Annotated in this window: 22 protein-coding genes; 11 read left to right on the forward strand and 11 right to left on the reverse strand. The window is 40.1% G+C overall.

Annotated elements, in window-relative coordinates:
• Positions 1-2: 2 nt before the first annotated feature.
• A complete protein-coding gene (locus E0H79_RS10765) occupies positions 3-296 on the reverse strand; it encodes a phenol hydroxylase subunit (protein WP_004971972.1) in 294 nt (97 codons plus the stop codon).
• A 417-nt stretch (positions 297-713) separates the two neighbouring features.
• On the opposite strand from E0H79_RS10765, the gene mobR reads away from it, so the two are divergent.
• Positions 714-2387 (forward strand): phenol degradation transcriptional regulator MobR, encoded by a 1674-nt coding sequence (gene mobR, locus E0H79_RS10770; protein ID WP_131261604.1) that lies wholly within the window; start codon positions 714-716, stop codon positions 2385-2387.
• Positions 2388-2449: 62 nt separating this feature from the next.
• Here mobR and E0H79_RS10775 read toward each other — a convergent pair whose 3' ends face one another.
• From E0H79_RS10775 to E0H79_RS10795, 5 genes are all read right to left on the reverse strand, one after another.
• Positions 2450-2869 (reverse strand): DsrE family protein, encoded by a 420-nt coding sequence (locus E0H79_RS10775; RefSeq protein WP_131261605.1) that lies wholly within the window; start codon positions 2867-2869, stop codon positions 2450-2452.
• Positions 2870-3127: 258 nt separating this feature from the next.
• Positions 3128-3625 carry a DUF2505 family protein gene (locus E0H79_RS10780; RefSeq protein ID WP_004971978.1) on the reverse strand — a complete coding sequence of 166 codons (498 nt, stop codon included), beginning with the start codon at positions 3623-3625 and terminating at the stop codon, positions 3128-3130.
• Between the two features lie 165 nt (positions 3626-3790).
• On the reverse strand, positions 3791-4075 hold the full coding sequence (locus E0H79_RS10785) for a hypothetical protein (protein ID WP_096900962.1): 285 nt from the start codon (positions 4073-4075) through the stop codon (positions 3791-3793).
• 12 nt (positions 4076-4087) lie between these two features.
• Complete coding sequence (gene pnuC, locus E0H79_RS10790; protein WP_004971981.1) at positions 4088-4666, reverse strand: nicotinamide riboside transporter PnuC; 579 nt, start codon at positions 4664-4666, stop codon at positions 4088-4090.
• A gap of 157 nt (positions 4667-4823) precedes the next feature.
• Positions 4824-5300 carry a hypothetical protein gene (locus tag E0H79_RS10795; protein WP_104853188.1) on the reverse strand — a complete coding sequence of 159 codons (477 nt, stop codon included), beginning with the start codon at positions 5298-5300 and terminating at the stop codon, positions 4824-4826.
• 281 nt (positions 5301-5581) lie between these two features.
• On the opposite strand from E0H79_RS10795, the gene E0H79_RS10800 reads away from it, so the two are divergent.
• Positions 5582-6049: a GNAT family N-acetyltransferase gene (locus E0H79_RS10800; RefSeq protein ID WP_131261606.1), complete on the forward strand. Its 468-nt coding sequence runs from the start codon at positions 5582-5584 to the stop codon at positions 6047-6049.
• 101 nt (positions 6050-6150) lie between these two features.
• Here E0H79_RS10800 and cysN read toward each other — a convergent pair whose 3' ends face one another.
• Both cysN and cysD read right to left on the reverse strand, forming a co-directional pair.
• Complete coding sequence (cysN, locus tag E0H79_RS10805) at positions 6151-7767, reverse strand: sulfate adenylyltransferase subunit CysN (protein ID WP_131261607.1); 1617 nt, start codon at positions 7765-7767, stop codon at positions 6151-6153.
• Positions 7768-7911: 144 nt separating this feature from the next.
• Entirely contained in the window at positions 7912-8820 is a 909-nt protein-coding gene (gene cysD, locus E0H79_RS10810; RefSeq protein ID WP_171458227.1) for a sulfate adenylyltransferase subunit CysD, read from the reverse strand.
• Positions 8821-9174: 354 nt separating this feature from the next.
• Here cysD and E0H79_RS10815 point away from each other — a divergent pair, with 354 nt between their 5' ends.
• The 3 genes from E0H79_RS10815 (at position 9175) to E0H79_RS10825 (ending at position 10418) form a co-directional block, all read left to right on the forward strand.
• Complete coding sequence (locus tag E0H79_RS10815) at positions 9175-9705, forward strand: hypothetical protein (RefSeq protein WP_096900966.1); 531 nt, start codon at positions 9175-9177, stop codon at positions 9703-9705.
• A 126-nt stretch (positions 9706-9831) separates the two neighbouring features.
• Positions 9832-10140 (forward strand): type II toxin-antitoxin system RelE/ParE family toxin, encoded by a 309-nt coding sequence (locus tag E0H79_RS10820; RefSeq protein ID WP_131261609.1) that lies wholly within the window; start codon positions 9832-9834, stop codon positions 10138-10140.
• Positions 10137-10418 (forward strand): HigA family addiction module antitoxin, encoded by a 282-nt coding sequence (locus tag E0H79_RS10825; protein ID WP_131261610.1) that lies wholly within the window; start codon positions 10137-10139, stop codon positions 10416-10418. The genes E0H79_RS10820 and E0H79_RS10825 overlap by 4 nt, the downstream gene beginning before the upstream one ends.
• A 73-nt stretch (positions 10419-10491) precedes the next feature.
• Here the strand turns inward: E0H79_RS10825 and lysS are convergent, their stop codons facing one another.
• Entirely contained in the window at positions 10492-12018 is a 1527-nt protein-coding gene (gene lysS / locus E0H79_RS10830; protein ID WP_096900968.1) for a lysine--tRNA ligase, read from the reverse strand.
• Between the two features lie 316 nt (positions 12019-12334).
• Here lysS and E0H79_RS10835 point away from each other — a divergent pair, with 316 nt between their 5' ends.
• On the forward strand, positions 12335-12841 hold the full coding sequence (locus E0H79_RS10835) for a YqiA/YcfP family alpha/beta fold hydrolase (RefSeq protein ID WP_131261611.1): 507 nt from the start codon (positions 12335-12337) through the stop codon (positions 12839-12841).
• Between the two features lie 110 nt (positions 12842-12951).
• Here the strand turns inward: E0H79_RS10835 and E0H79_RS10840 are convergent, their stop codons facing one another.
• The gene (locus E0H79_RS10840; protein ID WP_004972003.1) at positions 12952-13494 is read right to left on the reverse strand and encodes an adenine phosphoribosyltransferase; all 543 of its coding nucleotides are present in this window, start codon (positions 13492-13494) and stop codon (positions 12952-12954) included.
• A 495-nt stretch (positions 13495-13989) separates the two neighbouring features.
• Here E0H79_RS10840 and rubA point away from each other — a divergent pair, with 495 nt between their 5' ends.
• From rubA to E0H79_RS10865, 5 genes are all read left to right on the forward strand, one after another.
• Entirely contained in the window at positions 13990-14154 is a 165-nt protein-coding gene (gene rubA, locus E0H79_RS10845; RefSeq protein ID WP_004972007.1) for a rubredoxin RubA, read from the forward strand.
• A gap of 72 nt (positions 14155-14226) precedes the next feature.
• Positions 14227-15405, forward strand: coding sequence for an FAD-dependent oxidoreductase (locus tag E0H79_RS10850; protein WP_096900969.1), 1179 nt, complete (start codon positions 14227-14229; stop codon positions 15403-15405).
• 56 nt (positions 15406-15461) lie between these two features.
• Complete coding sequence (locus E0H79_RS10855) at positions 15462-16400, forward strand: alpha/beta fold hydrolase (protein WP_131261612.1); 939 nt, start codon at positions 15462-15464, stop codon at positions 16398-16400.
• Positions 16401-16413: 13 nt separating this feature from the next.
• Positions 16414-17319 carry a LysR family transcriptional regulator OxyR gene (gene oxyR, locus E0H79_RS10860; protein ID WP_096900971.1) on the forward strand — a complete coding sequence of 302 codons (906 nt, stop codon included), beginning with the start codon at positions 16414-16416 and terminating at the stop codon, positions 17317-17319.
• A gap of 365 nt (positions 17320-17684) precedes the next feature.
• Positions 17685-18320, forward strand: a complete 636-nt coding sequence (locus E0H79_RS10865; protein ID WP_096900972.1) for a LuxR C-terminal-related transcriptional regulator — start codon at positions 17685-17687, stop codon at positions 18318-18320.
• A gap of 110 nt (positions 18321-18430) precedes the next feature.
• Here the strand turns inward: E0H79_RS10865 and ppk1 are convergent, their stop codons facing one another.
• Positions 18431-20512, reverse strand: coding sequence for a polyphosphate kinase 1 (ppk1, locus tag E0H79_RS10870; RefSeq protein ID WP_096900973.1), 2082 nt, complete (start codon positions 20510-20512; stop codon positions 18431-18433).
• Positions 20513-20636: the final 124 nt, after the last annotated feature.

The raw sequence follows: 20636 nt of genomic DNA on the forward strand, positions 1-20636 counted from the left end.
ATTCAGTGTTGATCTTCATGATCAATGTTGTATCGCTGTGCACCGACTAAAGTGTCGTGTTCAATGCCGTAACGCCATTTGTCTTCTTCAGCATCATTCACGGCTTGCTGTTGTTCGCTCATTTCCACCACTTGATTGGTTGCGCAGAACTCGCGGAATGCTTGCTGCGGTAACACCAACTCCACATATAAAGTGGGATCGTGAATGGCAAAGTCGAACTCGACAAATGCGGCATTAATATCGCCCGTTACCCGAATATATTTGGTTAAGGGCAATGCGCCTGTTGCATCCTTCATATTGTTCTCCTACAAGATCTGATTCATTCAGAACTTGCTTCAGTTGCTTCATGCATCTGTTGCTTACTTTTACTATTACAACAAGCGTGCCAACTTTATAAAAACATTGAAAAACAGCAACTTAAAAAATCTGAGTGTTTTTATAAGAATTTGGATTTCATGATTTGATGAATTTTGATGTTTAAAAAATTTAAGATTTCATGATTTGATGAAATACAGCCCGTACAGATACAAAAATTTACCCTTGGGCTTTATGCAATTCGCTTATGACAAAGACGGAATAAAAACAACAAAAACATATAGATACAACTAAATACCTTTAAGGTTTGGCATGATGCTGTTTAGGTATTATTGAATTTTCACGAATTTGCATAAGATGGCTAAACAGCCTCGAATTTAATGGATTAAACACGGCGCATGGTACGAGTAAAATACGACAGCAGCGGCAAATATGCAGGTCATCCTCAGGAAATTCACGACCTGCTTTCCAAACTACATTTTGACACTGAGCGTGGACAAATCTGGTTTGATGAATATCGCATGTTGCTGATGCATACCAGCATCATGGGCTATTTGCGTAAAGACCTTGCCAATATGATTGGAATGGAACGCACCAAACGCTTTTTTATTCGTTTGGGCTATCAGGCAGGTCTGAAAGATGCAGAAGTCACTACTAAAATGCGCCCAGGTTTAAATGAAGAACAGGCTTTTATGGCAGGGCCGCAAATGCACGGTATTCGTGGCATGGTGCAAGTTTCTGCCAATCAATTGATTTTAAATCAAAAGAAAAAACAGTTTTATGCAGACTTAAACTGGCATAACTCTTTTGAAGCCGATGTGCATGTTGAGCAATTTGGACTGAGCCACGAACCCTCATGCTGGATGCTACTTGGCTATGCCTGCGGTTATAGTAGCTTTGCCACAGGTATGACCATTATTTATCAAGAAGTGGAATGTAAAACCTGCGGACATGCAAACTGCCGCATTATAGGTAAACCACTCAGTGAATGGGAAAATGCCGATGAGTTGATTCAGTTCATGTCACCTGAACCAATTGAAAAAGAACTGATTGCCTTACAATCCGAATTATTTGAACTCAAAAAATCTATTTATAGCACCAGTAAAAATGACTACAGCATGTTCAGCTCGGTGGGGCAATCAGCCGCCTATCAACGTGTGTGTGATCTACTAAAAAAAGCCGCTGGTGCCAAAGTCTCGATTTTACTGCAAGGTGAAACAGGCGTAGGTAAAGAAGCCTTTGCCCGTGGTGTGCATGACTTAAGCCAACGTAAAGAACATGCTTTTGTGGCGGTGAACTGTGCTGCGATTCCACCAGAACTGATTGAATCTGAACTATTTGGGGTAGAAAAAGGCGCGTTTACAGGTGCACATCAATCGCGTTTGGGTAAGTTTGAACGCGCACATAATGGCACTATTTTTCTGGATGAAGTGATTGAGCTTTCACCACGAGCGCAAGCCGCTTTGCTGCGGATTTTGCAAGAAGGTGAGTTTGAGCGTGTCGGTGATTCACAAACACGGCATTTAGATGTCCGTGTGATTACCGCCACTAACGAAGATTTAGAACAGGCAGTTAAAGCAGGACGCTTCCGTGCCGATTTATATTACCGTTTAAACATTTTTCCTGTGCAGATTCCACCGCTCAGAGAACGCCGTGAAGATATCCCCCTTTTAGTTGAGCACTTTTTAAAACGCTTTGAAAAAATGTACGACAAACAAATTCAGGGACTAAGTGAAAAAGCCACCGCATTTATGCAAAGTTATGCTTGGCCGGGCAACATTCGTGAACTGGAAAACTTGTTGGAGCGTGCAGTACTACTCACCGAAGATCAACAAATGATTAAACTGAATGCGTTGTTCCCACAAAAGCATGAACACGCTGCTGAAGATGTGCAAGACAGCACAGATTTAGACAGATTAGTCGCCGAAGGTTTTGACTTAGAACAGCATGAGCAACAACTGATTATGACCGCCATGCGAAAAGCCAAACAGAATGTATCTGAAGCTGCCCGCTTATTGGGAATTTCACGTGCCGCACTGGATTATCGTTTAAAAAAATACGCCATGCGTTAAAACTTCCTTCAATAAAAAAAGCCTTGTTTTTCAACAAGGCTTTTGCATTTCAAGCAGCCGAATTACCAGCTCAGTGTCTGAGTGCCTGGACGGAAAATTGCTTCACCCATAGCATCTGGATTGGCATATTTCAGACCTTTCATTAAGTCACCTTCAACAACACCGTACTGCTCCAAACACATTTTGCAGATATACACATCACCACCTTTGGCGATAATACTTTTCAGCATGTTCTGATGCTCTGCATATTTATGTTCAAAGCGGTTAGATGCCAACATTACGCCTTGATCGACCAAATAAATCGTCAGTGGATGACCTTTGCCAAATTGGTTATTGCTCATGCCAATTGCCATTTTGGTGCGGTGCGCATCACTGCTGGTAAGCAAGACAAAAAGTGGATCTTTTTTGCTCTCTGCCATTGCTGGAGATAGACTGGCAAAGGTCAGCAAAACCGATAAACATAACAACTGAATCAATTTCATGGCAGAACTCACACTCAATTTAAATCTGGTCAAAATATTATCATAATAAATATACTATATTTAAATAATAAATTAAGACGATAGTCTGTATGCAATAAAGCCAAGCACTAAACTTTTTCAAAAATCAAAAATTGATCACTGTAAAATGACCCCAGCATCAACAATCACAATTCAATACGTCCAAAAAACAAAGCGCCACCGAAAACGGCAGCGCCAAGCATGTATTTAAGAGCAATCTTTTCTAGTAGAAATGAAGGGTTAAGCCGCTAAATTTTTCTTGAGTTCATCTTCTACAATACCAATTTCCAACTCACTGAAACGACGGATTTCCCCTTCTGCATGTTTTTCCAACATGCCGCCAATCAATGGCACTTTAACCTTAATTGTCCAGTTTAATTGAATATCAATTTTTTCATGGTTGCCTGTCACACTACGCTCGCCTTTAGCTTCTAAAGGCAAGTTTGCACCAAGCTCCACGGTAGAAGTAAGCGCCGTTAAATGGGTCACATCATTGCGTTTTAAACGAAATGCATCTTTTAATAATTTTTTAGCCATATCTGGAATATTCACATCTAAATTATAAGCACGGCGTAAAGTGTAAATATCACCGTTCTTTTTAGATTCTAAAATTTCCAAATTTTCACCAGGAATACGCTTGCAGACTGCTTCATGCAAAGCAACATCTGCCACTAAACGCTTAAATTCGTCAATTGAAACGCCATGAATGGTGGCGTTTACAGTAAATTGATGAGCCATTTGAGTTCCTTTTATTTTGTTTATTGATGGAGTAGGTCTAGCATCATCGTGCAATATAATTTGGCTGATGCTCAACGGGTATAAGCTGTTTTATATCCTAAATACAACTTTATTTTCAGGCTATTAAAATGTTTTTTCCGCCTGCTGTCATTGACTCTATTTTGTCTATTCTGTGTGAATGATGCCAAATTCAGCGGCATAGGTTTCATGGCTATAAATAGTTAAATAATGCCCATAAAATTCAATTTTGGCATAAAAATGTTCTGCGCCATCATCTAGTCCTGTGGAACACCATGTCGTCCCTTTGGGGAAATCATCTAACCACTGGGCTTGGTAAAAATCTGCAATCGAATCAAACTGTAAATAACGCTCAGGATACGCTAAAATATCCAATGCCAATAAATCAAATTGTTTAAGCTGCGCCTGTTTAAAATCAATTAAATTGCTCATCGCTACACGCCATCACACCGCAGAATGTGCCGCATGTTGTTGTCGGATTTTATGCCATTCACGCCAGCCCAAATAAGCAAGAACCACAAAACCTGCATATAACACAGCCGTTAACAGCAACTCTTTGTAAATAAACATGCCGATATACACCAGATCGACCACAATCCATAACACCCATGTAGCCAAGTATTTACGACTGGTCCAATAGGTTGCCAATAGACTCATAGCTGCCAGTTGTGCATCCAATAAAGGCAGTGAAGCCTGCGTCCACCACTTTAAACTTAGCCCAAACAGTAAACCCAGTATGCTACTCAGTGCAATTTGCAGCCACATTTTAGAGAGTGGCAAGCTTTGAATGATGATATGTTGTTTTTGCTGCTGTGCAGTTTTCCACTGGAAAAAACCATAAACAGCCATGCCCATAAATAGGGTTTGTAATACCGTTTCGCCATACAATTGATATTCAAAGAACAAATAGGCATACAGCAAACAGGCAATAAAATTCACCACCCAGCAAGCTATATGTCGCTTAATGGTTAAGGTCACGCCTAAAACACTAATCAACACAGCAATGATTTCTAAAACTGACATTGATGCTGCCTATGTAAAAGAAAAAGGCATGATACCTCTTTTCGGGAAAATAGCGCAAAACTCAACATTTAACCAAACACTTAACTGACAAGAAGATGCTGCAATTAATTTTCAAGAAACCTCTGTAAAATCATAAACAGAAAATCAGGCATGAAAATCAATCTGTTTGAAACTGCTCTGAATTATTGTATTTATGCTCTTGCCCAAAGCGGTCTACATGGGTAATAAAAACTCCGTATTTGCCGACAAAATATTCAAGGGATTGCTCGTAAAAACTCCAGTAAATTGACCACTCCCCCAAGTCTAACTGACGAATTTGCGTATGTGCTTTGGCAGGCATTTTATTCAGCACTTCTTGTTGAATAGTTTCGGCATCTTCAGGGTCACGACTAGATACTTTTAAGCTTAAAAATATTTCTGCGATATCATCAAATAATTGCTGTTCGTATTCGGCAACTTCTTCCACCACCTCACGAACAGGGCGCGGTGCTTTGTGGGTAATCGGGTCTTGGACAATATTGGCAATATCTTGACAGCTTTGCTGAAAAGTACGATTAATTTTTATTTTGAACCAGACTTTCCAGACTGCATATACGGCAATCAACAACAAAATCCATAACAATAGTTTTGCCATCTTGGTCTTCGCTCTTATTTCAGGCGTTTCAATAAAGTATAACCACTTCAGGGCTTAGCGTCTATTCGCTGCTGCACGCTTCAACGCTTATGCTTTAACAGATGATTCCATCCATGCATCGCTAAAAAGTGCAATGCTCAATTACACAATGATACCGATTGCCTTAAAAATAGGACTTGTGCTGCAGTATAACGCAGTAAAACACAACAATTTTCTGCTATTTCTTTAAACACTTTTCGCTTCCAATAGAGCCTTGTTTTTATCTATCACCCTAAGCCTAGATGATTAGAGCTGCACAAATTCAAGATGTCGCCAATTTGGTTGCGGTATTACACGCCAGTATTCGCTCTTGTATTCAAGATCATCAACGCAATGAAGCCAAAATTCAGGCATGGCTAGAAAATAAAAGCTATGAAAATATTTTAATGCTGCTGCATTACAACAATTGTTGGGTCTATGTCTTACAGCATGTGGTGGTTGGCTTTATTATGATGAGTGATCGCGGGCAAATTTTACAACATGCCATTGCCCCCGAAGTACAACAACGCGGTATTGGTCAAGCCTTGTTATTTGAAGCAATAAGCGATTTAAAGCGCAAAAATGTATCGCACATGAGTGTATTTAGCACACAGACTGCTTTAAGTTTTTATGAAAAAAATGGCTTTGAAATACAACCTCAAAAAATTAGCTATGGGCACTTCACACCCATGCTCAAACATCTCAATGGCGAACCCTTAGAGCACACTTAAAAAACAAACTTTCCAATATAGTGAACGCACATAAAAAAACCGCTTTCAGGTGAAAGCGGTTTTTTGGGGATGTGGATTCGATTTTATAAACGAATCTAATTTTATAAGCGAACTAGGGCAATAATTTTTTCTGCCAGTTCTTCTGTAGCTGTCGCAGTCAACTCTGCATCTGCACCACTGTTTACATCACTAATGACCACAATGCCCGTTTCGCGGAGTAATGCAACCTGCGCAGCATCTAAACCTGCTTTGGCAATGGCAACAATACCCTGCTGAATCAGCAAGCTTTCAAGTGCTTGTGCCTGTTCAAGTGCTTGGCTTGGTACACATACCGCTGCAGGTTTTTGACCCAAACGTGCAGCACGGTCTTCGGCTGTTACAGGTGTACTGTGTGCAGTCCATTCTACGCAAGCTTCAACCATACCTGCGCCAATGGTCACGTTATTTAAACGATCAATGAAAATAAACGAACCCGTATAACGACTGTCTTGATAACGGTCAAATACCACAGGCGCATCAAATTCGATGGTGACATTGGCAATTGCATTCAGTTCAAGCTGTTCAACCTGCACCTGTTCCAAAGTATTCACATTGGTACGGTAATGAATGGCTGTGACTTTTGCAGGCACAGTTTGTGTACCCACTTTTAAGTTATACAGCTTGCCAATAGATAGTGGCTGATCAGCCATCCACACCACAGTGGCATTTACAGCACGTGAAATTTCAGGACGCACTTGATCTTCACGCACCAACACATTACCACGTGAAATATCAATTTCATCGTTCAGTGTTAGGGTAACTGCTTGACCTGCAATTGCATGTTCAAGATTGCCATCAAAAGTCACAATCTCTTTTACTGTCGAGCTTTTACCCGATGGCAATGCCACAATGCGGTCACCCACATGAATATCGCCCAAAGCAATCGTGCCGCAGAAACCACGGAAGTCAAGGTTTGGACGGTTGACATACTGCACAGGGAAACGGAAATCATTTTGAGTCGAGTTACGGTTAATTTCTACCGACTCCAATGTTCCCATTAAAGTATCGCCTGTGTACCAAGGGGTATGCTCAGACTTGTTCACCACGTTATCGCCATTTAAGGCAGAAATTGGCGTGAAAATAATATTCGATGGTTTACGATCACCCAGTTGATTAACAAAGTTCGCATATTCCGTCTGAATTTCGTTAAATCGTGCTTCTGAATAATCCACCAAATCCATTTTATTGATGGCAACCACAATATTGTTAATGCCCAATAAACTAGAAATAAAAGTATGACGACGGGTCTGAGTTTGTACGCCATAACGCGCATCAATCAAAATAATCGCCAAGTCACAAGTCGATGCACCTGTTGCCATGTTACGTGTATATTGCTCATGCCCAGGTGTATCGGCAATGATGAACTTACGCTTTTCAGTAGAAAAATAACGATAAGCCACATCAATGGTAATGCCCTGCTCACGCTCGGCTTGCAAACCATCGACCAATAAAGCTAAATCAGGTGCATCGCCCGTAGTACCGACTTTTTTCGAGTCACGAGTCACGGCTTGTAATTGATCTTCATAAATCAATTTTGAGTCATACAACAAACGACCAATTAATGTCGATTTACCATCGTCTACGTTACCGCAAGTTAAAAAGCGCAGTAGATCTTTGTTTTCGTGCTGTTTTAAATACGCCAAAATATCTTGGCTAATTAAATTCGATTGATGAGACATTGCTCAAAGCTCCACATATTTTTTAGAAATCGGTTTTTTAATCTTTAATCCCTCTAAATCTCCCTTTTATAAAGGGAGGCTTTGCTCCGCTTTTTATAAGTCCCTCTTTATAAAGAGGGGTTTGGGGAGATTTTTCAGGAGAGATTAGAAGTAACCTTCTTGCTTTTTCTTTTCCATCGAGCCAGCTTCATCGTGGTCAATCATACGACCCTGACGCTCTGAACTGGTTGCCAATAGCATTTCCTGAATAATTTCAGGCAAGGTATTCGCTTCTGATTCGACTGCACCCGTAAGTGGATAACAACCTAAAGTACGGAAGCGTACCGATTTCATTTGTGGAACTTCACCTTCTAGCAACGGCATGCGTTCGTCATCAACCATAATTAAAGTGCCACTACGCTCAACGACAGGACGTTCTGCAGCCAAATACAACGGTACTAATGGAATACTTTCGAGGTAAATGTATTGCCAAATATCCAATTCAGTCCAGTTAGACAATGGGAACACACGAATACTTTCGCCTTTATTGACCTTGCCATTATACAAATTCCACAATTCAGGACGCTGATTTTTCGGGTCCCAACGATGTTTTGCATCACGGAAAGAATAAACACGTTCTTTGGCACGTGATTTTTCCTCATCACGACGCGCGCCACCAAATGCCGCATCAAAACCGTATTTATCTAAAGCTTGTTTTAAGCCTTGGGTTTTCATGAGGTCGGTATATTTAGAACTGCCATGATCGAATGGGTTAATGTTGGCATCTACCCCTTCTTTATTTTGATGAACAATCAAGTCAAAACCGTGCTGTTTTGCCATGTTGTCACGGAAAGTGATCATGTCTTTGAATTTCCAGCCTGTATCCACATGTAACAGTGGAAATGGCAGTTTCGCTGGATAGAATGCTTTTAAAGCCAAATGCAACATTACCGCTGAATCTTTACCAATCGAATACAACATGACTGGATTTTCAAACTCGGCTGCAACTTCACGGATAATATGAATACTCTCAGCTTCAAGCTGTTTAAGATGAGTAAGTCTTTCCTGATTTATTGACATTGATCACACCAGATGTACTTAAACTTGTGTACGAATAACACAGATAGAATTTGATTTTCATTATAGTGACTTAGTTATGCAGACTATTGCTTGTTTTATTATATTTATATGCAAAAAGCTCATATAAAAGAAAACCAATAAGCAGTATAAGTTTTATTTAATCAATAGTTTATTCCATCATATATTGAAATTTAACGTCATTCTCGCTACGTTTGATACATACAAATCGCGCTTACAAGCTGCTCATTTTTGAATAACTTCATAGATTATTCATCTAATTCAGTGCTTCAAGCATGAACAAAAAATGCTTAAAGTAAAAACATATTTTTTTATTTTTAAGATGCTCCCATGCCACAGATTGAACAGATCAAATCCAAACTTGAACAGGCGCAGCTGGCTGGTTTTTTGTATCAGCACAGCCCTGAGCTACTCGTCCTACAAGAGCCTTTAAACGATGATGCTTCAATGCTGAATGTTTTTGTGCAACATGAACTCAGTGCAGATCAGATTGGGCTGCAATTTGGTTTGCGTTGCCGTGATCAACAACTCTCCTTTTTAATAGGCGTGACGCATAGCAATCAAGACCGCAGCTATGAAATTGGTGCGGGCAATTTAAAGGCCGAACAAAAAGCCTTTAACTTAATGTATGCATTTTATAATTATCCTAAAGGTTTTTATTTGGTAGATGTGCCTTTAAATGCAACCACGGCAGAACTGCATCAAGCGATTGAAACGCAATTATTTTCGCAAGAAAAACTGGATTTCTTAAACACTGCTATTAAAACCAACCCCATGGGTACACAAGTAACTTGGATGAAAGCGCATATTTTGCAGCAAGCTTTAGAGATGAAAGTACGGATTCAAACGGCGTTGTTATAAGCATCATCACTTTAAGTTTCTGCGGATTACGCAAGATGCACTTAAACCCCGCCAAAACTGGTTGATTGATTAAACTCGAAATTATCGTATACTGTACATATACACAATACACTTGGATACTAAGGCTTGATTAAGAGTTTTAAACATAAAGGTCTTCAGGCTTTTTTCCAAACTGGTTCAACAGCAGATATTCAAGCAGCGCATTCTACAAAATTACGTTTAATACTTGCAGCACTACATGCTGCATCTACGGTGAATGATTTGCGAACTCCACCCGATTGGCGTTTACATAAATTGAGTGGAAATCTACAAGATCAATGGTCACTAACAGTAAATGGTAATTGGCGTGTAATTTTTAAATTTGAAGATGGTAATGTCTACATTGTAGATTATTTGGATTATCACATAGCTTCTAGCGCAGGAGTACAAAGATGAATATGATGTTTAATGCACCTCATCCGGGCCAAATGTTGCGCGAATATATTGGTGAAACTTCTGTGACTGAAGTGGCTCAAGCACTTGGAGTGACACGTGCAAACCTATCTCGCATTTTGAATGGTCATACTGGAATTTCTGCAGATATGGCGATTCGTTTGAGTGAAGCCTTAGAAACCTCACCAGAGTTTTGGTTGAATTTACAAATGCAGCATGATTTATGGCTTGCCAGTCAACGCCAGCGACCTATGATCAAAAAATTGGTGGCAAGTGTTTAACTTTAAGTTACAACAAAAAAACAACCTGCATTTCTGCAGGTTGTTTTTTATGTCGTCAACGATGCGCTAAAACTTAGTTTTTATGACGCATGTGTGGGAATAAAATCACATCACGGATACTCGCAGCGTTGGCAAACAACATTACCAAACGGTCAATCCCGATGCCCTCACCTGCAGTTGGTGGTAAGCCGTATTCCAAAGCTTCAACAAAGTCTGCATCGTAATGCATCGCTTCATCATCGCCTGCGTCTTTTTCTGCAACCTGTGCTTGGAAACGCTCAGCTTGGTCAATCGGGTCATTTAATTCTGAGAAACCATTCGCCAATTCACGACCACCAATAAAGAACTCAAAACGGTCAGTAATGTGTGGGTTATCGTCATTACGACGTGCCAAAGGCGACGTTTCTGCAGGATATTCTGTAATGAAAGTCGGCTGACGTAATTGAGTTTCTACGGTTTCTTCAAACACAATCGTTTGTAATTTGCCCAAACCAAAACCAGGCTTCACCTGTTCTTTCAATTCTTCCTGCACAAATTTAGCCAAGAAATCACGGTCATTAACATTTTCTGGCGTGAATTGTGGATTATGCTCAAGAATGGCATCAAACATAGAAATTTTCTTGAATGGGCCTTTGAAGCTATACACTTCATCGCCATACGGCACATCGGTAGTACCCAAAATATCCAAAGCCAGTTTTTCTAGCATTTGCTCAGTCAATGCCATCAAATCTTTATAGTCGGCATAAGCTTGGTAGAATTCGATCATGGTAAATTCAGGGTTATGACGTGTAGACACCCCTTCATTACGGAAGTTACGGTTAATTTCAAACACACGTTCAAAACCGCCAACCACTAAACGCTTTAAATATAATTCAGGCGCAATACGCAAGAATAACGGCATATCTAAAGCATTATGATGCGTTTCAAATGGACGTGCCGATGCACCGCCAGGAATCACATGCATCATTGGCGTTTCAACTTCCATAAAACGCTGTTCAGTTAAAAATGCACGAATACCCGAAACCACTTTGGCACGAATTTCAAAGGTTTTACGGGTGTCTTCATTTACGATTAAGTCTAAATAACGCTTACGATATTTCGCTTCGGTATCGCTTAAACCATGATATTTGTCTGGTAATGGACGTAAAGATTTGGTCAACAATTCAAAATGTTGAATATGAACATATAAATCGCCTTTGCCTGAACGACCAATATAGCCTTTCACTGCGATAATATCGCCCAAATCTAGGCTCTTGATCGTCTCTAATGTTTCAGCACTAAGTTCTTTACGCGCCACATACAACTGAATACGACCTGTCATGTCTTGAATTACGATGAATGAACCGCGGTTCAACATCACACGACCTGCTACAGACACATACACTTTTTCGCCTGCTTCAATTTCTTCTTTAGAAACTTCTGCGAATTGTGCCTGCAAATCTTCTGCGTAGTTTTCACGCTTAAACGTATTTGGCCAAGGGCTAGTTCCCTTCGCCTGCGCTTGTTCTTGAATTTGCTTTAACTTGGCATGACGCTGCGCAATTAAATCGTTTTCGGAAATAGTGGGTTCAGAAGTCGATTGAGCGTTATGTTGCGTCATCTCTGCCTCGAATAATTACTAAAAAAAGAAGTTCAATAGAATAGCAGATTTAGACACGATTTCGTATGCCTTCTCTGACTCGAGCAATTTATTTTTTAAATTGCCACTTGCTTTTGTGATTTTTTGTAGACTTAGACCAAAAGCTAACTTCTTTCTCAGGCTAAGCGCACTACAATATTGTTCAGAAAATAGATGAAAAAGACCGTATTTTGCTGTTTTTAAACCTGCTGATGTATCAGTCTAAATATTTTATTTTCTATCCACTTTATCTTTAGGCTCAGTTTGACTCAAGATGTTTAACTTTGTGAATCTGGCAATGAATACATGTGCTTTAAAAGTCTTGTTTTTACATGGATTAGATTCCTCGCGGGAGTCGACTAAATTCCATACCATAGATGCAAAACAAAAATTTTGTATCAATGTCGATTATCGCAACTTAAATTATCAAACTGTTGCCGATTTTTATCACAATATCATTCAAAAAATTAAGCCTGAAATTTTGGTGGGACATAGTCTAGGCGGCTATTGGGCACTCAAAATGTCTTTGTCGCACCATATTCCGTGTGTGGTGGCAAATCCAAGTTTAGCTCCCACGTTTCGCAATGACTATCCTGCAATTTCAGATGATGACTTGCAGCACGATATTCCACAATTGGCTTATTTAGAATTGGGCGATGAAATTTTGGATATGCATGCCGCGCAAGCATTTTTAGAAAACTATATGCAGACCTCTACTTTTGAGTCTGGGCATCATCGCTTATTGCATCCAGAAAATATTAATTCTTGTATTCAGCAAATCGAACAAGCTTATCTTGCCAAATAAAGTCAAAGCTATCCATTAAAAACAATCAATTAAACATCACCCATTAAAAAAGCCTGATCACAACTATGGAGATCAGGCTTTTTTACAGCAGTTACAATAACTTAAAAGGATTAAGCCACTGCTTGTTCTGGTTTAGATTTATTGTCCAATACGGACCAAATATCTAAACCTAAATTTTTGTGTAAATCTGGTAAGTCTAGGAAAATGCTTGCACCTAAAACTTGATGATTACATTTTTCAGCCAATTGTTTCACTGCTTTTAAAGTGCCACCTGTCGCCAATACATCATCTACAATAATGACTTTTTGCGCTTGCACATCGGCAGCCATTTCTAAACGGTCTAAACCGTATTCTAAGCTATAACCCACACCCACAACTGGTGGTGGCAATTTACCTGCTTTACGCACAAGTACCAAACCTTTGCCTGTACGCTGTGCCAAAAGGCTCGCCAATACAAAACCACGTGCTTCTACTGCAATAAAGCTTTCAACTTCAGCTAATTTTTCTGCAGGAATACTGGCAATTAAAGCATCTGTTAATGAATCCAAATTATTCATAAACAAAGGCGTTAAATCATAAAAATCTACGCCTGGTTTTGGAAAATGAGGAACTGTACGAATATGCGACCACAAAAAAGTAGACAAATTGCTCATGGAAGATCAGAAATGTGACTAAAGAATGGTTGAATTTTACCGTTTATTTTCACATAAGGCTAGTGATCGAATCGGCAAGACTGCCATCAATCACGCATCAAAACACTACAAGGTTTTGATTTTTATAAACTTTAATATACTTAAAAAATACTTAAAAATATTAATATATATTTATTCCATAATAAAATAGCAAAAATATAAGACTTTTACTGTACGACCAAGGTCTTAAATGGCATTTAAACGCATAAAAACGTGATTTTTCCTGCAGCCATTCTCTCATTACAATGCCGTATCTATATCAAAAGAGGTCTTTTCTGCGCGGTTATGTCCCATGCAGCTATTCATTCTATAAAAGCACAGATTAAAATCGCTTATTTACTTTACTTTAGCCGTATAACTGCGTAAAAATTTAATCAAATAGATATATCATACAACTAGTCGTAGATAAGTTTTTTGCTGATCTGGAAATTTAAAGATCGGTTTATGGAGAATTGAATGAAAAAGTATCAATGCATCGTTTGTGGATGGATTTATGACGAAGCAGAAGGCTGGCCTCAAGATGGTATTGTGGCAGGTACATTATGGGAAGATATTCCTGATGACTGGACTTGCCCAGACTGCGGCGTTTCAAAAGCTGATTTTGAAATGATTGAAGTTTAAGACCACGAAAAGACCATGTCCGATGGTCTTTTTTTAACGCCAATTTCTATGCCCTCATTTGGAGTACACCTTATGCATCCTATCGTTATTATTGGTTCAGGCATGGCAGGTTATACTGTTGCACGCGAGTTTCGTAAGCTAAATGCAGAACAAGAGTTAGTCATGATTTGTGCAGATGATGCTGCCAATTATGCCAAACCAACTTTATCTAACGCATTGGCGGGCAATAAAGCCCCTGCTCAAATTGCATTGGGCGATGCAGCTAAAATGGCAAGCCAACTCAATATGCGTATTGAAACCCACACTTGGGTTAAAGCAATTGATGCAGAAGCGCATGTACTTGAATTAGAAAAAGAGGGTGTAAGCAGCCAACAACCTTATTCTAAATTGGTTTTGGCAGTGGGTGCGAATCCTGTACGTTTAGCCATTGCGGGCGATGGCAGTGATGACATTCATGTGGTAAATAATTTAAGTGATTACACCGCATTTCGCCAACAGCTTGAACAACGTCAAGACAAACGTGTGGTGATTTTAGGTGCAGGTTTAATTGGTTGTGAATTTGCCAATGACTTGCAGCAAACAGGACACCAAGTCACGGTGATTGACCTTGCACCACAACCACTAGGTCGTTTATTGCCGGATTATGTAGCCAGTGCTTTTAAACAAAACCTAGAAGAAACGGGTATCCATTTTGTATTGGGTACAACCGTTGAAAAAGTTTCGAAAATTAAAAATGACGACTATTTAGTGACCATTACCAGTGGTCAGTCTTTAATTGCCGATGTGGTACTGTCTGCCATTGGTTTACAACCAAACATTGCTTTGGCTAAAACAGCAGGCATCGAAACCAGTCGTGGGGTCTTAACCAATGCGCAACTTGAAACCAGCCAAGCTGATATCTATGCAGTAGGTGACTGTGCGGAAGTGAATGGTATTTTATTGCCGTATGTGATGCCAATCATGCAGCAAGCACGTGCCTTAGCCAAAACCTTAAATGGTGAAACTACTCAGGTACACTACCCTGCCATGCCTGTTGCAGTGAAAACACCTGCTGCACCACTGACCGTTTTACCTGCGCCACTAGGGGTAGATGTCAACTGGCATACCGAAGAATTTGACGATGGCATGATTGCCAGAGCCTATGACCAAACCGATACCTTACGTGGCTTTGTCCTATTAGGCGCAACAGCGGCCAAACAACGCTTGAGTTTGACCAAATTAGTGCCAGACTTATTGCCTGTATCGGAATAAAATAAAAACAATAAAGGGCGATTGATTTCGCCCTTGCCTGACATGAGGATCACAACATGAATAGTGCACTTCAGTTCACCACATCGCCCTATACGGCATTTATGCACGAAACCAAAGTCGATTTAGGCAACGGAATTCAGCTGCATGTCGAAGTGGGCGGCAAAACTGAAGATCCACCTATTTTGCTGATTATGGGTTTAGGCGCACAAATGTTGTACTGGCCCGATTTCTTTTGTAAATCACTGATCGATCAGGGCTATCGTGTCATTCGCTATGACAACCGCGATATTGGTTTGTCATCCAAAATTCGCCACAAAGGTCCACGTCTGAACACCTATAAAATGATGGGGCGTTTTAGCTTAGGTCTGCAAAACCACGGTGCGCCTTATAACTTATTTGATATGGCGGATGATGCTGCATTGCTATTAGAGCGCTTAGGCATTGAAAAGACCGAGGTGATTGGTGCTTCTATGGGCGGCATGATTGCACAAATTTTGGCAGCCAAATATGCAGATCGCGTGAATAATTTAGGCTTATTATTTACCAGTAATAACCAGCCTTTTTTACCACCACCATTTCCGAAACAACTGTTCAGCTTGCTAGAAAGACCAAAATCACAAGATGAAAATGGCATTGTTGATCATAGTTTAAAACTATTTAAGGTGATAGGCTCACCTGGCTATGTGAATCAACTCGAAACGATGCAAACTGCACGCAAATTATATCAGCGAAGTTATTACCCTGCGGGTGTACTTCAACAGTTTTTAGCAATATTATGTACAGGCTCGTTGCTACAACTGGACAAACAAATTCAGCAACCTACCCTTGTGGTACATGGTTCGCAAGATCGTTTGCTCCCACCAGGGCATGGTAAGGCTGTTGCGAAAGCGATTCCGGGCGCTAAGTTTGAATTAATCAAAGGAATGGGGCATGATATTCCTCCACACTTTATTCCTCATCTTAGCGAACTGTTTGCTCACCACTTTAAATCATAATCATTAGGACACTATGGCTGCATTACCATCTTTAAGACAGCTGTCATACCTCGTTACACTGTCTGAAACGTTACATTTTACAGAAGCGGCTCGCCGTTCTTTTGTAACTCAGTCGACTTTGTCTGGCGGGATCATGGAACTGGAGCGCCTGCTTGGCGGCGTACTGGTAGAACGTGATCGACAGAATGTACGTTTAACCCCATTGGGTGAACAAGTCGTAGCACGCGCCCGTGTTCTGTTAGCAGATGCACAGGACTTAATGCGTTTAAGCCGTGAAATGAGTGAGCCTCTCACAGGTGATTTACACTTAGGCGTGATTCCAACCATTGCCCCATTTATTTTGGCGCAACTGTTAGATGAAGTGCATAAGCAGCTACCTAAAATTCAATTGCATTTACACGAAGCGCAAAGTGAAAAAATTGTCGAAAAACTGGAACACGGCAATTTAGATATGGTGGTGTTAGCCCTGCCATTCGATACGCGTGGTTTGAAAGTGGCTGAAATTTCTAAAGAAGATTTGTTCTTGGTTTATCACAAGGGCGATCAAAAATCGGCGCAGGCCAATTCTTTAGATGATTTAGATTTATCGCGTTTAATGCTACTTGAAGAAGGTCATTGCTTACGTGATCACACTTTAAGTGCCTGCCCAATTGGTGAACGTAAAAACGATCATCGTTTAAAAGCCAGCTCTTTACCAACCTTGGTTGAAATGGTGTCTGCAAATTTAGGCTTTACCCTATTGCCTGAAATTGCAATTCATAATGCCATGATCAAATCGAATCCAGATTTACAGATCAAAAGTATTGAGGCTGCACCAAGCCGTACTTTGGCTTTAGTGACGCGTAAAAGCACGCCATTACAAAGTGAATTTGACGTTTTGCTGCAGATTTTACAGAAAATCACTCAAAACGCAGTCTAAATTTAGACACATGATCCAACATTTCATTAAGGAGCCAATCTGGCTCCTTTTTTATTTTTCGTTCAAAAATGTGTATTGTTTTTGCAGTTCAGGATGATTTAAGTGACTTATAAATATGAACAAGTTTTTAAAATGTGAGATTCATCACAAATTCAACAATTCACTCTTACCACTGAACGAAAGAACAGGATCGAGTTACATTACTCACATTTTCAACACATTTCAAAAAAACATATTCAGCAACAATTACTTATATTTACCCTTTTTATATAAAAATCACTATATTTAAGGATATTCAGTTACAGCAATATCACGCACAATCTATTTATCAAAATTATTTATAGAACAGCACAGGAGTATTTGTCATGATTCACAGAGATCTCGTTTTACCTGTGCCTGTTCTGCTGATTGATGATCAGGTAGAAGCATCACAAAATTTAAGCCACATTTTACAAAATTTTGGCTACCCTAAAGAGGTTCTACTTTGCAGCCCATCGCTCGCAAATGCAGTGCTGATGGTGCAGCAACATTTGCCTAATTTGGTATTTATCAATTTACAGTCTTGGTCAAAAGCTCAAATTGATTTTATCCAAAATCTCAAACTTTTCCGTAAAGATACCTTAATTGTGGCGGTGCTGCCTTCAAGTATGCCAAAACAATTGCTACAAGCTATTCATTTAGGCATTTCAGCCTATGTCTTTAGCGACCAATCTGCAACAGGCATGCAAAACCAGATTCGCACCATTTTACGTGGCGGCTCACCGCTAGACGGCAACTTAGCCAATGAAATCTTAGCCTGCGAACAATCCATTGTCGCACATGGTCATTCTTTGGCACTCTCTAAAACTGAACATGAAATATTGGCGCTTTCAGGACAAGGTTTACCTTCACAACAAGTTGCTGCCAACCTGAATGCTTCAGAACAACTGGTGCATGGTTATGTGAAAAGTATTTATCGCAAAATTATGAATGCGGATGATGCGATGTGCTGTTTTTCTTAAATTATTGATCAATAAATATCAATCAAAAATATAAGTCTTAAATAAATATTAGAAACAAAAAAAGAGCGATGTCTGGCATCGCTCTTTTTACCTGTTATAAATGTTTGAAACTAAACAATACTATCGGTCAGGATACGCTGCGCATTGTGTGGTTCTTCACCCTCAGCTGCTTTTACACGCACCCAAGTTCCATCACCCTGCAACAGCCACGCCTGTTGATTGTCTTGCATGTAGGTCAATAAACCTTGCTCATAAATACGCTTTTTCAAAGCTGGATCTTCAATTGGGAAACACGCTTCAACGCGGTTAAATAAGTTACGATCCATCCAGTCAGCACTTGAACAATAAATACGTGGATTGCCATTATTAGAGAAATAATAGACACGGGTATGTTCAAGGAAACGTCCGACAATCGAACGCACACGGATATTTTCCGATAAGCCCGGCAAACCTGGGCGCAAGCAGCAAATTGAACGGATGATGAGATCAATTTGCACACCCGCCTGAGACGCCTCGTACAATTTATTGATCAATTGCATTTCAGTCAGTGCATTCACTTTCACAATAATTTGTGCGGGCTTACCTGCTTTAGCATTGGCAATTTCTTCATCAATATAATTCACCAACTGTGCGTGCAGGGTAAATGGTGCATGCAACAACTTTTTCAGTTTTGCCATTTTACCCATGCCTGTTAGCTCTTGGAAAATACGATGCACATCTTCACACAGCTCTTTGTCTGTGGTCAGTAAACCATAGTCGGTATAAATACGCGCATTGCCTGCGTGGTAGTTACCTGTGCCTAAATGTACATAACGCACCAATTTATTATTTTCACGGCGCACCACCAAAATCATTTTGGCGTGGGTTTTATACCCCACAATACCGTACACAACCACAGCGCCCGCTTCTTGCAACACGTTAGCCACAGCAATGTTAGATTCTTCATCAAAACGTGCACGCAGTTCAATCACCGCAGTCACTTCTTTACCGTTTCGTGCAGCCTCTGCAAGCACTTGTACAATTTCAGAATCTGCGCCACTACGATATAAAGTTTGTTTGATTGCCAAGACTTGTGGATCACGTGCAGCTTCACGCAGCAAGTTAATCACGGGTGCAAAAGATTCAAACGGATGGTGTAATAAAATGTCTTGCTTTTGCATCGCTGAAAAAATATTTTCAGACTTTTTTAACACCTTTGGAATGGCGGGTGTATGTGAATCATAACGTAAATGTGGACGTTTAAAATTAGACAATAAACGCGCCAAGTTCACTGGGCCATCTACTTTATAAAGTTGTTCTTCTTCAAGATCGAACTCATCTAGCAAATAATCATAAATGGCTTTCGGGCAGTTGTGCGTTACTTCTAAACGTACCGCACGACCAAAACGGCGTGAGTTTAATTCGCCTTTTAGGGCTTTGGCCAAGTCTTCTACATCTTCATTTAACGCCAAATCTGCATTACGGGTCACACGGAATTGATAGCATCCAGTCGCAGTCATGCCCGGGAATAAGTCAGACACATGCTCATGAATAATTGCTGAAAGCATGACGTGGTGCTCTTTACCGCCTGTAAGTTCATCGGGTAAACGAACTACACGTGGTAATGAACGTGGTGCAGGAACAACCGCCAAATCAATTTGACGACCAAAAGCATCTTTCCCTTCTAAAGTCACAATAAAATTCAGACTTTTATTGACCAAACGTGGAAATGGATGTGCAGGGTCTAGGCTAATTGGGGTTAATACAGGGGCAACTTGCTCTTGGAAATATTTTTTCACCCATGCCGATTGTGCAGGGGTTAATTCACCACGACGTAAGAAACAAATGTCTTCTTCACGTAATTTTGGCAAAATTTCCTGATTTAAAATACGGTACTGGCGTTCAATAGCAGCATGTGCTGTTTTAGAAATTTGATCTAACACCTGCTTAGGGGTTAAACCATCTGGACTACGGCTTTCATTGCCCAAGTCCAATTGTTCCATCATGCCCGCAACACGAATTTCAAAAAACTCATCCAAGTTACGTGAAAAAATCAGCAGGAAGTTCATGCGTTCCAACAAAGGATGCAACGGATCGACAGCTTGCTCAAGCACGCGCAAATGGAAATCTAAAATAGACAGTTCGCGGTTAATGTAGCGATCATTATATGTATATTCTGTTTGCGCAGGAGTCGCGCCTGTTGCCGTATTCATACCCACCTATGCTTTTTTAAAATGTTTGGCACTGCTACAAGTATGCTTCAATTTTGTGACATTTTCATAAAAAAAGCCTAAAAAATTAGGCTTTGTGGATATTTTCACATTTTATAGTTTGTTT

Origin of the sequence: Acinetobacter sp. ANC 5045 (assembly GCF_004331005.1) — a bacterium.
In the GTDB taxonomy this organism is placed as follows: domain Bacteria; phylum Pseudomonadota; class Gammaproteobacteria; order Pseudomonadales; family Moraxellaceae; genus Acinetobacter; species Acinetobacter towneri.

What these genes read in the sequence shown, in the direction of transcription:
- E0H79_RS10815 (WP_096900966.1), top strand. Translation starts at nt 9,175, where the DNA reads ATGCCACAGATTGAACAGATCAAATCCAAACTTGAACAGGCGCAGCTG.
- E0H79_RS10785 (WP_096900962.1), bottom strand. Translation starts at nt 4,075, where the DNA reads ATGAGCAATTTAATTGATTTTAAACAGGCGCAGCTTAAACAATTTGAT.
- E0H79_RS10865 (WP_096900972.1), top strand. Translation starts at nt 17,685, where the DNA reads ATGATTCACAGAGATCTCGTTTTACCTGTGCCTGTTCTGCTGATTGAT.
- ppk1 (WP_096900973.1), bottom strand. Translation starts at nt 20,512, where the DNA reads ATGAATACGGCAACAGGCGCGACTCCTGCGCAAACAGAATATACATAT.
- oxyR (WP_096900971.1), top strand. Translation starts at nt 16,414, where the DNA reads ATGGCTGCATTACCATCTTTAAGACAGCTGTCATACCTCGTTACACTG.
- E0H79_RS10825 (WP_131261610.1), top strand. Translation starts at nt 10,137, where the DNA reads ATGAATATGATGTTTAATGCACCTCATCCGGGCCAAATGTTGCGCGAA.
- cysN (WP_131261607.1), bottom strand. Translation starts at nt 7,767, where the DNA reads ATGTCTCATCAATCGAATTTAATTAGCCAAGATATTTTGGCGTATTTA.
- E0H79_RS10775 (WP_131261605.1), bottom strand. Translation starts at nt 2,869, where the DNA reads ATGAAATTGATTCAGTTGTTATGTTTATCGGTTTTGCTGACCTTTGCC.
- E0H79_RS10780 (WP_004971978.1), bottom strand. Translation starts at nt 3,625, where the DNA reads ATGGCTCATCAATTTACTGTAAACGCCACCATTCATGGCGTTTCAATT.
- E0H79_RS10840 (WP_004972003.1), bottom strand. Translation starts at nt 13,494, where the DNA reads ATGAGCAATTTGTCTACTTTTTTGTGGTCGCATATTCGTACAGTTCCT.
- E0H79_RS10855 (WP_131261612.1), top strand. Translation starts at nt 15,462, where the DNA reads ATGAATAGTGCACTTCAGTTCACCACATCGCCCTATACGGCATTTATG.
- rubA (WP_004972007.1), top strand. Translation starts at nt 13,990, where the DNA reads ATGAAAAAGTATCAATGCATCGTTTGTGGATGGATTTATGACGAAGCA.
- E0H79_RS10800 (WP_131261606.1), top strand. Translation starts at nt 5,582, where the DNA reads ATGATTAGAGCTGCACAAATTCAAGATGTCGCCAATTTGGTTGCGGTA.
- pnuC (WP_004971981.1), bottom strand. Translation starts at nt 4,666, where the DNA reads ATGTCAGTTTTAGAAATCATTGCTGTGTTGATTAGTGTTTTAGGCGTG.
- E0H79_RS10765 (WP_004971972.1), bottom strand. Translation starts at nt 296, where the DNA reads ATGAAGGATGCAACAGGCGCATTGCCCTTAACCAAATATATTCGGGTA.
- E0H79_RS10835 (WP_131261611.1), top strand. Translation starts at nt 12,335, where the DNA reads ATGAATACATGTGCTTTAAAAGTCTTGTTTTTACATGGATTAGATTCC.
- lysS (WP_096900968.1), bottom strand. Translation starts at nt 12,018, where the DNA reads ATGACGCAACATAACGCTCAATCGACTTCTGAACCCACTATTTCCGAA.
- E0H79_RS10795 (WP_104853188.1), bottom strand. Translation starts at nt 5,300, where the DNA reads ATGGCAAAACTATTGTTATGGATTTTGTTGTTGATTGCCGTATATGCA.
- mobR (WP_131261604.1), top strand. Translation starts at nt 714, where the DNA reads ATGGTACGAGTAAAATACGACAGCAGCGGCAAATATGCAGGTCATCCT.
- E0H79_RS10850 (WP_096900969.1), top strand. Translation starts at nt 14,227, where the DNA reads ATGCATCCTATCGTTATTATTGGTTCAGGCATGGCAGGTTATACTGTT.